This is a genomic window from Leifsonia sp. ZF2019 (assembly GCF_019924635.1).
In the GTDB taxonomy this organism is placed as follows: domain Bacteria; phylum Actinomycetota; class Actinomycetes; order Actinomycetales; family Microbacteriaceae; genus Leifsonia.
Genome location: NZ_CP065037.1, coordinates 1950701 through 1964804, shown reverse-complemented (window position 1 = coordinate 1964804; position 14104 = coordinate 1950701). Strand labels below are relative to the sequence as shown.

The window sequence follows — 14104 nt, the reverse complement described above, 5'->3', positions numbered from 1 at the left end:
CGACTAGTCGCGCGTCAGCTTGCGGTACGCGGAGCGGTTGGGCTTCGCGGCGTCGGGGCCGAGACGTTCGAGCTTGTTCTCCTCGTACGCCTCGAAGTTGCCCTCGAACCAGTACCAGTTGGCCGGGTCCTCCTCGGTCCCCTCGTAGGCGAGGATGTGGGTCGCGATGCGGTCGAGGAACCACCGGTCGTGGGTGATGACCACGGCGCAGCCGGGGAACTCGAGCAGCGCGTTCTCCAGGCTCGACAGGGTCTCCACGTCGAGGTCGTTGGTCGGCTCGTCGAGCAGGAGGAGGTTGCCGCCCTGCTTGAGCGTCAGCGCGAGGTTGAGGCGGTTGCGCTCACCGCCCGACAGCACGCCCGACTTCTTCTGCTGGTCCGGCCCCTTGAACCCGAAGGTGGAGACGTAGGCGCGCGACGGCACCTCCGTCTTGCCGACCTGGATGTAGTCCAGGCCGTCGGACACGACCTCCCAGACGTTCTTGTTCGGGTCGATGCCGCCGCGGGTCTGGTCGACGTACGAGATCTGCACGGTCTCGCCGACCTTCAGGTCGCCGCCGTCCAGGGGCTCGAGCCCGACGATGGTCTTGAACAGCGTGGTCTTGCCGACGCCGTTCGGGCCGATCACGCCGACGATGCCGTTGCGCGGGAGCGTGAACGTGAGGCCGTCGATGAGCTTGCGGTCGCCGAAGCCCTTCTCCAGGTTCTTCGCGTCGATCACGATCTGGCCCAGGCGCGGGCCCGGCGGGATCTGGATCTCCTCGAAGTCGAGCTTGCGGGTCCGCTCCGCCTCCGCCGCCATCTCCTCGTAGCGGGCCAGACGCGCCTTCGACTTGGCCTGCCGGCCCTTCGCATTGCTGCGCACCCAGTCCAGCTCCTCCGAGAGGCGCTTGGCGAGCTTGGCGTCTTTCTTGCCCTGCACCGCGAGACGCTCGCGCTTCTTCTCCAGATACGTGGAGTAGTTGCCTTCGTACGGGTAGAGGTGGCCGCGGTCGACCTCGGCGATCCACTCGGCCACGTGGTCGAGGAAGTACCGGTCGTGGGTCACGGCGAGCACGGCGCCGTGGTACTTGGCCAGGTGCTGCTCGAGCCAGAGCACGCTCTCGGCGTCGAGGTGGTTGGTGGGCTCGTCGAGGAGCAGGAGGTCGGGCTTCTGGAGGAGGAGCTTGCAGAGCGCGACGCGGCGCTTCTCACCGCCTGAGAGGGTGTTGACCGGCCAATCCCCCGGCGGGCAGCGCAGGGCGTCCATCGCCTGCTCGAGCTGCGAGTCGAGGTCCCACGCGTCTGCGGCGTCGATCTGCTCCTGCAGCGTGCCCATCTCGGCCAGGAGCGTGTCGAAGTCGGCGTCCGGGTCGGCCAGCAGACCGGAGATCTCGTTGAACCGGTCGACCTTGCCCTTGATCTCGCCGACGCCCTCCTGGACGTTCTCGAGCACGGTCTTGCTCTCGTCGAGCAGCGGCTCCTGCATGAGGATGCCCACGGTGTAGCCGGGGGTCAGCTTCGCCTCGCCGTTGGAGGGGGTGTCGAGCCCGGCCATGATCTTCAGGATCGTGGACTTACCGGCGCCGTTCGGGCCGACCACACCGATCTTGGCGCCCGGGAGGAACGCCATGGTGACGTCGTCCAGGATGACCTTGTCGCCGACCGCCTTGCGGGCGCGCACCATCGAGTAAATGTATTCGGCCACGTTTCTTCTCTAACTCCCTGTCGTCCGCTGGCGCACGTCGGAGTCCGTCCGACCGTCGCCCTGTACGAGGATACCGGCTGAGGCGCGCCGGAGCCCCGAGGTCACCAGTCGATGGCGCGCGTCTGCCCGATGAGGCAGGCTCCGGTGGAGAGCACCGGTGTCACCATGCTGTTGTAGCCGCCCGCATCGGCGCCGTTCTGGCCGATGAGGCAGGTGTCGCCCATCTTGACCGAGAACTGGATGCTGTTCGCTTTCAGCCCGATGGTGGTCGTGTCGACGGTCACCTGCATGTCCGCCTTCGTGAACCCGGCCGCGACCAGGGCGTCGATGAAGTCGCGCCCCTTCGCCTCCGGGTTGGCCGCGAGCGTCGCCTTATTGACCTGGTCGAAGAACGGCAGGTTCTGCGCTGCCGTGCCACCCGGGATCAGCTTCGCCTCGGCCGCCGCCGTCGAGGTCGCGGTCGGTGTCGCGCTCGCCGTCGGGGTGGAGGAGGGCGTGGCGCCCGGGACGCAGCCCGTCAGCGCGAGAGCGGCCGAGAACGCCAGAGCGAGGGCGGCGAGAGCAGGGGCAACGGGGCGTCGCGTCATAGGGTCCACGTTATCGATCATTCGCTGGGGAAGCGTCGGGAGCCGCCGACGCAGGCGAGAAGCGCCCGGCACCGACTTCGAGCCCGATCGCCTCCGCCTCGACCTCGGCCGTCGATCCGCGAGCGGTACCGGTCCACTCGCGCACGCGCAGCCTCCCCGTCACGAGGACCGCGTCGCCGGGAGCGAGGGAGCGTTCCACGGCATCCGCCAGGCGCCGCAGGGCGGTGACCGTGAACCAGCTGCGGTGGCTCGACCCCGCCGAGCGCACCGACAGGATGCGGAAGGACGCCACCGCCAACCCGTCCGCCGTCCTCAGGTGCCGAGGCCTCGTGGTCACCACCCCGCGCACGGTGATCGATCCGTCCATCCCGCCTCCCTTCGCACCGACATCGTGTCGACCGTTCCTCCAGCCTCGCGGGTGCGCCGGACCGAGCGGCGCCGACCCGCGAATCCGTGGAGAACTCCCGCCCGGGCCGGTCTGTGGACGGATGCGCGACACAGCGCGGCGGCTGCGCTCCCCCGGCCCCCCGCGCGGTTAGCATCGGCGCATGCAGTGGTGGAATGATTTCGTCGATTGGCTCCTCGCACCGGCCACACGCCCGGTGATCTTCTCCGGCGCGGTCCTCGCCGTCGCCGTCATCGTGTCCGGCCTGCTCGCCGCATGGATCGCGCGCGGCGCCCTGCGCGGGCTGCTGCGGCGCACCGACCGGCAGCAGAAGGCCTCCGCGATCGCCGCACTCGTCGACGCCGCGACCGAGGCCTCCGTCTGGAACTCCCTCACCCCGGGCGAGCAGGTGCTCTCTGACCGGGCCGTCGGCCAGGCCGACATCCTCGTGCGCCTGCTCCCCATCAAGGGTGCCGGCATCGCCGCCAACTGGGCGGGCCACCAGCTCGCGGAGATGAAGCGCGCCTCGGCCACCTTCGGATACCAGCTCGATCCGGCCGTCGCCGAGTTCCGGGATCGCCTCATCGAGTGGCAGAACAACCCGCGGCGCGCCCGCAAGATCTTCCAGAGCGACCTCGAGCGCTGGCGCTTCGAGAACACCGACACCGACCGCAGCCTCCTGCAGCAGCAGGATGCGTGGGTCGCCCAGCAGCACCACGAGCAGTTCGTCCCCGCACCGGCGAACGCCGAGACCACCGCCGACAGCGGCCCGCTCGGCGTGCTCACGACGCCGAGCGACTCGGAGGCCGGGAACGACACCGCCCCGACCACGCGCCTGGGCCAGCCCGTCTGATCCTTCCGGAGTTCCGGAGCACACGACCACCTCGCGCGAAAGAGGGGCGCCGACTTCCCAGTCGGCGCCCCTTTTTCGCGCGTCTGAGACGCGCGTCTCAGACGCTGTAGTCGCCGCGGCGGTGCCACCAGTCATCGAACATGCTCGCGGGCACCCGCCGCTTGTGCTCGGTCGCGAGGTACCGCGCCTCGATGGCGGCTGCCGCCTCCTCCGGCACGTCCTTCCCCTCGAGGAAGTCGTCGATGGTCGCGTAGCTGAGACCGAGGTTGTCCTCGTCCGTCTGGCCCGGGTTCTGATCGAGCAGGTCGGCCGTAGGCGCCTTCTCGTACAGGCGGGCCGGGGCCTCCAGGTGCTGGAGGAGCGCCTTGCCCTGCCGCTTCGACAGGCCGGTCAGCGGCAGCACGTCGGTCCCGCCGTCTCCGTACTTCGTGAAGAAGCCCGTCACCGCCTCCGCCGCGTGGTCCGTCCCGACGACCAGCAGGCGTCGCTGACCCGCGATGGCGTACTGCGCGACCATGCGCATGCGGGCCTTCACGTTGCCCTTGTTGAAGTCGGTCAGCTCGTCGCCGACCGCGTCCGCGTACTCGTCCTCGATGCCGTCGGTACCGCGCTGGATGTTGAACGTCACCGTTCGCTGCGGGCGGATGAAGGAGAGGGCGAGCTGCGCGTCGTCCTCGTCGTGCTGCACCGCGTAGGGCAGGCGTACGGCGATGAACTCGGCGTCGACGCCGCGCTCGGCGAGCCGCTCGACAGCCAGCTGGCTGAGCCGTCCGGCGAGGGAGGAGTCCTGGCCGCCGCTGATGCCGAGCACGAACCCGGCGGCGCCGGTCTCCGTGAGGTAGCGGACGAGGAAGTCGACCCGTCTCTCGACCTCCGCCGCGGCGTCGATGACGGGGCTGACATTGAGCTCTTCGATGATCCGTGCCTGCAATTCGCGCATGCGCCAACGATATCCCCGCCGCGTTTCCGCTGTGTGAACGGTCCTTCCGGACCGCGGAGGGCCGCCGTTATCATCGGCCCATGAACGCCTCCATCGCGACGATCGTGATCGTGCCCGTGCTCGCGGTCGTGGCGCCCGTGCTCGCCCGCATCGTCGGCCGCGTCGCCGCCATCCCGCTCGTCGTCTTCGAGATCGTGCTCGGCCTCCTGGTCGGCCCGAGCCTGCTCGGCTGGGTGCCCGAGAGCGGAGGGCTGGCCGCCTTCGCGAACATCGGTCTGGCGTTCCTGTTCTTCATGGCGGGCAATGAGATCGACTTCTCGGCGATCCGCGGGCGCCCGTTGCGCCGCGCGTCGCTGGGATGGCTGGTCTCCCTGGTCGCCGGCGTGCTCCTCGCCGCCGTGCTGGCGCCCTCGTTCATCGCGGCGGTCTACATCGGCATCGCGCTGACCTCCACCGCCCTCGGAACGCTCATGCCCGTCCTCCGCGACGCCGGTGAGCTGCGCACCCCGTTCGGCCTCGCCGTGACCGCCGTCGGCGCCGTCGGCGAGTTCGGCCCGCTGCTGGCGATCTCCCTCTTCCTCAGCGGGCGGCGCCCGGTGACCGCCGCGCTCGTCCTGGTGGGGTTCGCGGTCGTCTCGGCCGCGGCCATCTGGTTCGCCTCGCGGGGAGGCCACCGCGGCTTCCACCGCCTCGTGCGGGCCACGCTGCACACCAGCGGGCAGTTCGCCGTGCGGTTCGTCGTGCTGGTGATCGCCGCGCTGATCGGCCTCAGCCTGGCGCTGGGCCTCGACATGCTGCTCGGGGCGTTCGCCGCCGGGGTCGTCTGCCGCATCCTCCTGTCCGGCGCCGACGAACCGGACAGGAAGCTCGTCGACGGCAAGCTGGAGGCCGTCGCGTTCGGCGTCTTCGTGCCGATCTTCTTCATCAACACGGGCGTCGGTTTCGACCTCGGCGCCCTCCTCGCCGACCCGCGGTCCCTCCTCCTGCTGCCGATCTTCCTGGTGCTGCTGCTGATCGTCCGGGGCCTGCCTGGCTCCCTCGCCGCTCCCCGCGGCTCCACCCTCGCCGACCGCGCCTCCCTCACCCTGTTCAGCGCGACCGGTCTGCCGATCATCGTGGCCGTCATGTCGATCGGCGTGGAGGACGGCGACGTCCCGTCCGGCACGGCCACCGCGCTCGTGGGCGCAGGGATGCTGTCCGTCCTGCTGTTCCCGCTGCTCGCGCTCCTGCTGCGGCGGGGCTCGTCGGACGGAGGGGCCCGGCCCGCCGACCACGACGAAGTGCCCATTGTCGGGTGAGCGCTGACCGGATCAGGGGACCCGCGTGACCGCCCGGGCCAGGATCGCCGTGGTCAGCGCCTCGACGGGCTCGCGCGCGGCCGCCGGATTCGACAACAGCGTGAAGTCGACGTGCCCGAGCTCCGGGAGCGAGAAGCGGTTGGTGACCTTCACCAGGTCGGTCGGGATGAGCGACCGCGGGAACACGGCGACCCCGATGCCGGCCCGAACCGCGGCGAGCACGCCGTTCACCTCGCGCGTGTTGCAGGTGATGCGCCAGGTCCGCCCCGCCTGCTCCAGCGCGTCGATCGCCGCCTGACGGCTGAGACTCGTGCCCTGATAGGCGATCAGCGGCAACGGCTGCGCAGGATCGACCGCGGTCTTCTCCTGGCCCATCCACACCAGCTCGTCCGTCGCGACGACGGTGCCCTCGGTCGTCCCCGGGTTCTGCTTGATGAAGATGAGATCGAGATGACCCGCCTTCAGCCGCCGGTGCAGCGGCCCCGACTGATCGACCGTGAGCTCGAGATTGATCTGCGGGTGCTGCTGCCGGAAGTGGCGCAGGATGCGAGGCAGAGTCGTGATGGCAAGATCGTCCGCTGCACCGAACCGCAGGCGCCCGCGCATCGCCGACCCGCTGAAGTAGCGGTCGGCCTCGGCGTGCGCCGCGAGGATCGTGCGCGCGAACCCTGCCATCGCGTCCCCGTTGTCGGTCAGCCGCACCTCGCGGGTGTCCCGCGCGACGAGCTGGCGCTTCGCCGCCTCCTCGAGGCGCCGCACGTGCTGGCTCACCGTCGGCTGACTGATGCCGAGCGCCCCCGCCGCACGGGTGAAGCTGCGGGTGTCGGCGACGGCGAGGAAGGTGCGGAGCAGTACGGGGTCGAACATCGTCTATCCATTCGGAATGCCAATAGGAGTTATAGCTTCGATTTGGCAGAACAATACCCCGCCGCGACGTACAGTCGAAGGAGCCCGCTCATACGGAACCAGACACTCTCGATACGACACCAAGGAAACACGTGGCGACCTCCACCGCAGCAGCCCCGCCGACCGGCCCCATGCCCGTGCTCAGCACGCGCCCCCCGTGGCGGGAGACCTTCGTCTCACTGCGAGTGCGCAACTACCGCATCTTCGCCACGAGCAACCTCGTCGCCAACACCGCCGTCTGGATGCAGCGCATCGCGATGGACTGGCTGGTGCTCCAGCTCTCCGGAAGCGTCGCGGCCGTCGGCATCACGGTCTTCATGCAGTTCACCCCGATGCTGGTCCTCGGCCTCTACGGCGGCGTGCTCACCGACCGGTACTCCAAGCAGAAGCTGCTCATCATCACCCAGTCGACGGCGTCCGCCCTGGCCGCGACACTCGCCGTGCTGACACTCACCGGGAGCGTGCAGGTGTGGCACGTCTACCTGATCTCGTTCCTGCTGGGCCTCGTCACGGTGGTCGACAATCCGGCCAGACAGGTCTTCGTCAACGAGCTCGTCGGTCCGACCTACCTGCGCAACGCCATCAGCCTCAACTCGTCGATCTTCCAGCTCGGCGGGCTGATCGGCCCTGCCGCGGCGGGCCTCCTCATCACGGCCGTCGGAGGGGGATGGTCGTTCGTGATCAACGCCGCCGCCTGCCTCGCCGTCGTCGGCGCCCTGTGCACGCTGCGCCGCGATCAGCTGCACCACTCCCCCGCAGCTCCGCGCACGAAGGGTCAGCTCGCCGAGGGGATACGGTACGTCCGGCGCAAGCCTGTCATCTTCTGGACCGTCGTCATGGTCGCGATCATCGCCGTCTTCGCGTTCAACATGCCCGTGTTCCTCGCCGCGTACGCCAACGACGTCTACGGCGTCGGCGCGCAAGGCTACGGGATGTTCAACGCCCTCGTCGCCGCGGGCGCACTGGCAGGTGCTCTCGCCTCCACCCGCCGCACCAGCGTGCGCCTCTCCATGGTCGTCGGAGCGGCGGCAGGGCTGGGCATCGTCCAGGCACTCGCCGGCTTCGCCCCCGGCGAGATCGCGTTCAGCGTGCTCCTGGTCGGCATCGGCGTCGGCAACCTGCTCTTCATCACCGCCGCGAACTCGCTGGTGCAGATGTCGTCCAACGTGCAGATCCGCGGCCGTGTCATCTCCCTCTACATCCTCGTCCTGCTCGGCGGCCAGGCTATCGGAGGCCCCGTGATGGGCTGGCTCGTCGAGGCCATCGGCCCGCACCTCGCCATGATGATCTCCGGCGCAGTCCCCGCAGCGGCGGCCGTGGTCATCGGTGTCCTCATCGCCCGCCAGGCCAGCCTCCGCCTCCGCTTCGGCCTCCGCGGCCGCCGCCCCACCATCGCCATCGTGAACCGCGCGGGCAAGACCGGCGCGACCCTGTGAACCCCACCTCGCCAAGCGGCGTGGAGCGGGCAGGCGCATCCGCTGCGGTATCGTGGATGCCGCGCCCCCGTAGCTCAGCGGATAGAGCAGGAGCCTTCTAATCTCTTGGTCGCAGGTTCGATTCCTGCCGGGGGCACCCCCACGCCGGAACAGACCTCCCGGTGCTCCTCATCCCTCGGTCGCAGGTTCGATTCCTGCCGGGGGCACCCCCACGCCGAACGCCAACGCCGCCCTCGCATCGATCGGCTGGACGTCGAATGATCAGGCGATGGCGTTGATCTCGTGGACGAAGGTGGCTTCAGAAGTGAAGATCTCGTCGCTGGTGGCGACGAATTCGGCCATGTAGTCCATGCCCGCGTGCACGCGGTTGGCGGCGAAGCTGGTCCAGTGTTCATAGAGGGTGAACACGGCCGGGTCGCCTGCGTCACGGAAAACGCGGAACTCGAGACAGTCCGGGTTCGCCCGGGAAGGTTCCACGATGCTGTCCAGGAGTCGTGCGGCATCCTCGATGTGCTCCCGGTCGGCGGTGAGCCGGATGATGACGCGGATGGGCTCGTCGGGGGCCATGTTCAGGAGGCTTTCCCGGCCGCAGCGGCGAGGAGGGGGCGCAGGCGGGCTCGGGCGGGGGGCAGCTCTCCCGCAGCGCGAGCCCGTTCAAGGGCGGTCGACCACCATGCCAGATCCTCGAGCAGCAGGCTGAGGCCCGCGGTCGTGATCGGGTTCGTGGGAAGGCCATCGTCTCCGAACGCGTCGTTGACGAACGGCACGATGACGGCGGAGCGCAGAGGGACGGCTTCGGCTTCCACGGCGATCTGCACAAGGTGCTCGATGGAGCGGATGCCTCCACCGATGCCTGCACTGTAGCCGACGAATGCGACGGGCTTGTTGCGGAACGCGTTGGATGCCCACACGGTGTCGATGGCGTTCTTCAACGCGGCCGGGACGCTGTGGTTGTACTCCGGCGTGATGATGAGGAAAGCATCGCCGTCCGCGATCGTCCGATTCCATCGCTTCACCAACGGTTGCGAGTACGTCGGGTCCGCCGGATCGCCCAGCGTGCCGAAATGCTCGGCGAAGAGCGGCAGATCCCATTCCATGAGGTCGAGCACCTCCACCTCGAACCCGGAGTGGGCTCGTGCGGCCGCGGTGACCCACGGAGCCACCCGGTCCGCCATACGCGTGGGCCGCGTGCTCCCCACGATGATCTTCAACTTCGACATCCCAGCTCCTCGATCCCGATGGATGCAACATATGCATTCAAACTACCAATGATTGCAGTATGCAGCTATTATCGGGATATGCGCAAGGAGAGGGCGACCTTCGACGGCACGACGATGCCGTTGGTGACCCGGCTGGCACGGATGGGCCGGCGGAGGCTGGAACGCGAGGCCGAGCCGGGCGGATTGCGCCAGCGGCAGCTTCTGGTGCTGACGGTGCTGAACGAACGCGAGCACGCCAGCCAGCAGGACATCGGGGCCGCGTTGGGCATGGACGCCAGCAACCTGGTCGCGCTGCTTTCCCATCTCGAGGACTGCGGGCTGATTCTGCGGCGTCGGGACCCCGCAGACCGGCGCCGCCATCTCGTCGAACTCACCACCGACGGCGAGGCCGCCGTGGAGGCCGCGCACATCCGGCTCGGCCAGATCGAGGACGAGCTACTCGCGCCGCTGTCCAGCGAGGAACGGCGCACGCTGCATGATCTGCTCGCTCGCGTCGTGGATTCCACCGAGGACGGCATCGCGGTCGAGGACGGTTCGTGCGCGTGAGGACCATGCCCGGTCGGACCCAGGCAACCATCCCACCGAGGGGTCGCGAAACGCCGGAATGACCGCGCCGAAGCGGCAGAATGCGGCCCCGGAGTGGGCGGACGGTCCGCTCAGACCGCCTTCGCCGCCGCCACCAGCACCTGCTGAAGCGTCGGCACCCCTTCGGCGCGGAACACCTCCGCGCCCGCGGCGTCGTTCACGATGACGGTCGGCGTGGAGCGGATGCCGTCGCGCTCGGCGCGATCGAGGGCGCGAGTGACGTCGAGCTCGGTGACGGAGAGCGCCGGCACGAGACGCACAGCCTCCGCGAGCACGGCCCGGGTCTGCATGCATGGTTCGCAGAACGCTGACGAGTACAGCGTGAGGGCGATCCCCCCGGTGACGTCCGGGGCAACGGACGGTGACGAATCCACGCTGTCAGTGTACGTCCGGCGAACAGGCGACGACGATCCCGCCCGTCTCGGCGCGATGTCACCCGCACGTCACCCGCGCGGCCGACAATCGCAGCGTGAGCCGGTCCAGCTTCTCTCGGTACGTCGCCCTCGGAGACTCGATCACCGAAGGGCTCTGCGACGCGGTGCCGAACCGGACGGGATCGTGGCTGGGCTGGGCGGACCGGCTCGCCGGGATCCTGGACGGGCACGCGCACCTCGCCGGACGATCCCTCGAATTCGCCAACCTCGCCGTGCGGGGGCGCCGCATCTCCGACGTCGTGACCGATCAGGTTCCGCACGCGGTCGCCATGCGCCCCGACCTCGTCTCCGTCCTCATCGGCGGGAACGACCTCATGAGCCCCACCGCCGACCCGGATGCGCTCGCCAGCCGCCTCGAGACCGGAGTGCGAGCACTGCGCGACGCCGGCGCGACCGTGCTGCTCGCGAACCTGTTCGACCCGCACTTCGCGTTCTTCCTCAAGCCGTTCCGGGGACGCGCCGCCGTGTTCAACGCCAACATCTGGACCATCGCTCGGGACCAGCAGGCCACCGTGCTCGACGTGTGGGGCGTGCGCGAGTTCCGCGAGCCCGCGATGTGGGCCTCCGACCGCGTGCACCTGAGCTCGCGCGGCCACCGCACGCTCGCCAGCCTCGCCGCCCACACGCTCGGAGTCCCCTATGCGGAGACCGCGCCGCTCGCCGGATCCGACACGGGCGGCATCCCGGCGGAGCACCCGTCCGGCGAGATCCCGTTCCGCACCTGGTTGCGCGTGTACGCGCTCCCCTGGGCCGGTCGCCGGCTCCGCCACATCTCCGCCGGCGACGGGATGGACCCCAAACACCCCGTCCCCCGCCCCGTGCCGCGAGCCGTCGGAGGGCCGCACTAGACTCGGGAGCATGTCTAACTCCTCGGATCGACTGGTCTGGATCGACTGCGAGATGACCGGACTCGACCTCGAGGTCGACGAACTGGTCGAGATCGCGGTCGTCATCACCGACTTCGAGCTGAACGTTCTCGACCCCGGACTCAGCATCGTCATCAAGCCCGACACCTCGGCGTTCGAGAACATGAACGACTTCGTCCGCGACATGCACACGACCTCCGGCCTCATCGAGGAGATCCCGAACGGCAAGAGCCTCGGCGAAGCCGAATACGAGGTGCTCGAGTACGTCCTGAAGTTCGTCCCCAACGCCCGCACCGCCCCGCTCGCCGGCAACACGATCGGCACCGACCGCATGTTCCTCGCGAAGTACATGCCGCGCCTCGACAACCACCTCCACTACCGCAACGTCGACGTCTCCTCGATCAAGGAGCTCTCGCGCCGCTGGTTCCCCCGCGTCTACTTCAACGCGCCCGGCAAGAACGGCGGACACCGCGCCCTCGCCGACATCCTCGAATCCATCCGCGAACTCGACTACTACCGCGGCGCGGCCTTCGTCGGCGAGCCAGGACCCACCACGGAGCAGACCCAGGAGGTCGCCGCGGCCGTCGTGGAAAAATGGGCGCCGCGAATGTACTAGAATCGATGAGTTGCCTCGACCGGGTCACCTGAAACGGTCGCGGACATGGTGGGTATAGCTCAGTTGGTAGAGCGCCTGGTTGTGGTCCAGGAGGTCGCGGGTTCAAGCCCCGTTACTCACCCCAGAGGAACGCCCCGGTCAGAGATGGCCGGGGCGTTTCGCATGCGCCGGCGCGTTTCGCATGCGACCGGGACGGGCGAGCGCGGCGCCTCGGGACGTGTGCGGTGCGGCGCCAGGGCGCAGTCGTCCCGAAGCGCAGCAGTCGTCGCGCGAAGCGCGACGAGGTGGGCCGCTACTCCGCGGAGCGGTGCAGCAGGAACAGGCCGCCGTGCAGCGGCCGGCCCGTGCGCTCGGCGTCGGTCTCCACGAACTCGTCGATGACGGCGACGATGCGGCGGTCCAGCTCGGCGACATCCTCCGGGGAGAGGTGCAGGGCGAAGCGGGCGTACGTGGCGATCGAGCGCGGGCCGGCGTCGGCGAGTTCCTGCTGAAACGCATCCACCGGTGCTAAGCCCTCACCCAGGTCGAGGTCGTCCAGGCCGACGGACAACCACCAGGTGCGCCCGGTGGACCGATACGGCTTCTCGAGCGCGCCGCTCTCCCCCGAGCGCACCCCGACCGGCTCCAGGAAGCCCACGTCGACGAGTTGCCGCACGTGGTAGAGGACTGTGCCAGCGTCGACGCCGAGGCGGTCGGCGAGTTGCTTGTTGGTCAGCTCACGATCCCCGCACAGCCGCAGGATGCGCACCCGCAGCGGATGCGACATCGCTTTGATCTCCTTGACCGTCGCCGGACGGCGCTTGGCCTCCGGGTCGATGGTCGGGTCGCGGTCCATGCGCCCAGTCTACGCAAGTGATAGAGGTTTCTCCTATCGATTGAGTTTCCTCAATCAGTGTGCGATGCTGCACTCGTGACCTCGAGACGACTGGGCGCTCCCTTCTGGACGCTGTGGACGTCGGCGGCGTTCTCCAACCTGGCCGATGGCGTGATGAAGGTGGCGCTGCCGCTCGTGGCCGTCCGCTTCACCGATTCCCCCCTGCTGATCGCCGGACTGGGTTTCGCCTTCTCACTCCCCTGGCTGCTGTTCGCGCTCACGGCCGGGGCCCTCGCCGACCGGCTGGACCGCCGCGCGATCATGATCGGCGCGAACATCGCCCGAGCGACCCTGCTGGCGGCGCTCACGGCTGCGGCTGTCGCCGGTGTCGGATCCATCTGGCTGCTGTACATCGCCGCGGTCTGTGTCGGGACGGCGGAGACGCTGTACGACACCTCCTCGCAGTCGATCCTCCCCCAGCTGGTCGGCCGTGACGCCCTCTCCCGAGCGAACGGGAGGCTGTATGCGGCGGAACTCGCCGCCAACCAGTTCATCGGGCCGCCCCTCGGCGGCTTTCTCGTCGCCGCGGGGGTGGGGCTGGCATTCGGAGCGCCGGTCGCCCTCTGGGTCGCAGCCATCGCGCTGCTGCTCCTGGTGCGCGGGGCGTTCCGCGTCGACCGCCCCGGAACGACGACCATCCGAGCAGACATCGGCGAGGGTCTGCGCTTTCTCTGGAGCAACACCGTCCTGCGCGTGCTGGCCTTCCTGGTGGGCGGCTTCAATTTCGCGAGCAGCGCGGTGTTCAGCGTGTTCGTGGTGTACGCCGTCGGATCGAGGTCCGCCATGCGGCTGGACGATCCGGCCTACGGCGCCCTGCTCACCGCCTCGGCCCTCGGCAGCGTGCTCGGCACGTTCCTCGCCGAGGGCGCTGAACGCCTGCTCGGTCGCTCGCGCGCGCTCGCCCTCACGATCGCCGGCTCCGTCCTCACCGTCGCGACCCCGGCGTTCACGACCAGCCCGTGGATCATCGGCGCGGCCTTCTTCGTCGGCGGCGTGACCGTCTCCATCTGGAACGTGATCACGGTGTCGCTGCGCCAGCGGGTGACCCCGCACCGCCTGCTCGGCCGCCTCAACAGCGCGTACCGGCTCCTCGCGTGGGGAACCATCCCGCTCGGTACCGCCGCGGGCGGGATCGTCGCGGAAGTGCTCGGCCTCAGGGCCGTGTTCCTCGGCGCCGGGGTCATCGTCCTGTGCCTCCTCACAGGGATGATCTGGGTCACGGATCGACGCATGGACGAGGCGGAACGGGCCGCGGTCGAGGCGGCCGACCCACCGGCAGAACGGTGACACGTACACGACTTTGCCAGGGATCATGCCCCGATCGTCCAGAGTGACGGCCTAACGTAGCTGGTCGACGGCATCGAACGCCGTCCGTGTCACGCCGCGTGCGCCCTCCCCGACCCCCCTCGAACCCGGAC

At 69.2% G+C, this 14104-nt stretch carries 16 protein-coding genes and 2 tRNA genes; 9 read left to right on the top strand and 9 right to left on the bottom strand.

Going from position 1 to position 14104, the window contains the following annotated elements:
* Positions 1-3: 3 nt before the first annotated feature.
* The 3 genes from ettA to IT072_RS09690 form a co-directional block, all read right to left on the bottom strand.
* Positions 4-1686: an energy-dependent translational throttle protein EttA gene (gene ettA, locus IT072_RS09700; protein WP_223360746.1), complete on the bottom strand. Its 1683-nt coding sequence runs from the start codon at positions 1684-1686 to the stop codon at positions 4-6.
* A gap of 101 nt (positions 1687-1787) precedes the next feature.
* Positions 1788-2273, bottom strand: a complete 486-nt coding sequence (locus IT072_RS09695) for a DUF6993 domain-containing protein (RefSeq protein ID WP_223360745.1) — start codon at positions 2271-2273, stop codon at positions 1788-1790.
* Between the two features lie 10 nt (positions 2274-2283).
* Positions 2284-2640, bottom strand: coding sequence for a single-stranded DNA-binding protein (locus IT072_RS09690; protein ID WP_223360744.1), 357 nt, complete (start codon positions 2638-2640; stop codon positions 2284-2286).
* A 181-nt stretch (positions 2641-2821) separates the two neighbouring features.
* Here IT072_RS09690 and IT072_RS09685 point away from each other — a divergent pair, with 181 nt between their 5' ends.
* Entirely contained in the window at positions 2822-3511 is a 690-nt protein-coding gene (locus IT072_RS09685) for a hypothetical protein (RefSeq protein ID WP_223360743.1), read from the top strand.
* 97 nt (positions 3512-3608) lie between these two features.
* Here IT072_RS09685 and nadE read toward each other — a convergent pair whose 3' ends face one another.
* Positions 3609-4451 carry an ammonia-dependent NAD(+) synthetase gene (gene nadE / locus IT072_RS09680; protein ID WP_223360742.1) on the bottom strand — a complete coding sequence of 281 codons (843 nt, stop codon included), beginning with the start codon at positions 4449-4451 and terminating at the stop codon, positions 3609-3611.
* Positions 4452-4531: 80 nt separating this feature from the next.
* Here nadE and IT072_RS09675 point away from each other — a divergent pair, with 80 nt between their 5' ends.
* On the top strand, positions 4532-5749 hold the full coding sequence (locus IT072_RS09675) for a cation:proton antiporter (RefSeq protein ID WP_223360741.1): 1218 nt from the start codon (positions 4532-4534) through the stop codon (positions 5747-5749).
* Positions 5750-5761: 12 nt separating this feature from the next.
* On the opposite strand, the gene IT072_RS09670 is transcribed toward IT072_RS09675, so the two are convergent.
* On the bottom strand, positions 5762-6616 hold the full coding sequence (locus IT072_RS09670; RefSeq protein ID WP_223360740.1) for a LysR substrate-binding domain-containing protein: 855 nt from the start codon (positions 6614-6616) through the stop codon (positions 5762-5764).
* Between the two features lie 170 nt (positions 6617-6786).
* Here IT072_RS09670 and IT072_RS09665 point away from each other — a divergent pair, with 170 nt between their 5' ends.
* Positions 6787-8091: an MFS transporter gene (locus IT072_RS09665; RefSeq protein ID WP_223360942.1), complete on the top strand. Its 1305-nt coding sequence runs from the start codon at positions 6787-6789 to the stop codon at positions 8089-8091.
* Positions 8092-8154: 63 nt separating this feature from the next.
* Positions 8155-8227, top strand: a tRNA-Arg gene (locus tag IT072_RS09660).
* Between the two features lie 125 nt (positions 8228-8352).
* On the opposite strand, the gene IT072_RS09655 is transcribed toward IT072_RS09660, so the two are convergent.
* Both IT072_RS09655 and IT072_RS09650 read right to left on the bottom strand, forming a co-directional pair.
* Positions 8353-8658: a putative quinol monooxygenase gene (locus IT072_RS09655; RefSeq protein ID WP_223360739.1), complete on the bottom strand. Its 306-nt coding sequence runs from the start codon at positions 8656-8658 to the stop codon at positions 8353-8355.
* A gap of 2 nt (positions 8659-8660) precedes the next feature.
* Complete coding sequence (locus IT072_RS09650) at positions 8661-9311, bottom strand: NADPH-dependent FMN reductase (protein ID WP_223360738.1); 651 nt, start codon at positions 9309-9311, stop codon at positions 8661-8663.
* A 78-nt stretch (positions 9312-9389) separates the two neighbouring features.
* On the opposite strand from IT072_RS09650, the gene IT072_RS09645 reads away from it, so the two are divergent.
* The gene (locus IT072_RS09645) at positions 9390-9857 is read left to right on the top strand and encodes a MarR family winged helix-turn-helix transcriptional regulator (protein ID WP_223360737.1); all 468 of its coding nucleotides are present in this window, start codon (positions 9390-9392) and stop codon (positions 9855-9857) included.
* Positions 9858-9967: 110 nt separating this feature from the next.
* Here the strand turns inward: IT072_RS09645 and IT072_RS09640 are convergent, their stop codons facing one another.
* On the bottom strand, positions 9968-10270 hold the full coding sequence (locus IT072_RS09640; protein ID WP_223360736.1) for a glutaredoxin family protein: 303 nt from the start codon (positions 10268-10270) through the stop codon (positions 9968-9970).
* Positions 10271-10365: 95 nt separating this feature from the next.
* Here IT072_RS09640 and IT072_RS09635 point away from each other — a divergent pair, with 95 nt between their 5' ends.
* The 3 genes from IT072_RS09635 (at position 10366) to IT072_RS09625 (ending at position 11936) form a co-directional block, all read left to right on the top strand.
* Complete coding sequence (locus IT072_RS09635; protein WP_223360735.1) at positions 10366-11178, top strand: SGNH/GDSL hydrolase family protein; 813 nt, start codon at positions 10366-10368, stop codon at positions 11176-11178.
* Between the two features lie 10 nt (positions 11179-11188).
* Positions 11189-11812: an oligoribonuclease gene (gene orn / locus IT072_RS09630; RefSeq protein ID WP_223360734.1), complete on the top strand. Its 624-nt coding sequence runs from the start codon at positions 11189-11191 to the stop codon at positions 11810-11812.
* 48 nt (positions 11813-11860) lie between these two features.
* Positions 11861-11936: transfer RNA gene (locus IT072_RS09625), tRNA-His, on the top strand.
* Positions 11937-12104: 168 nt separating this feature from the next.
* Here the strand turns inward: IT072_RS09625 and IT072_RS09620 are convergent.
* Positions 12105-12647: an ArsR/SmtB family transcription factor gene (locus tag IT072_RS09620; protein ID WP_223360733.1), complete on the bottom strand. Its 543-nt coding sequence runs from the start codon at positions 12645-12647 to the stop codon at positions 12105-12107.
* A 75-nt stretch (positions 12648-12722) separates the two neighbouring features.
* On the opposite strand from IT072_RS09620, the gene IT072_RS09615 reads away from it, so the two are divergent.
* Positions 12723-13973, top strand: coding sequence for an MFS transporter (locus IT072_RS09615; protein WP_223360732.1), 1251 nt, complete (start codon positions 12723-12725; stop codon positions 13971-13973).
* Positions 13974-14104: the final 131 nt, after the last annotated feature.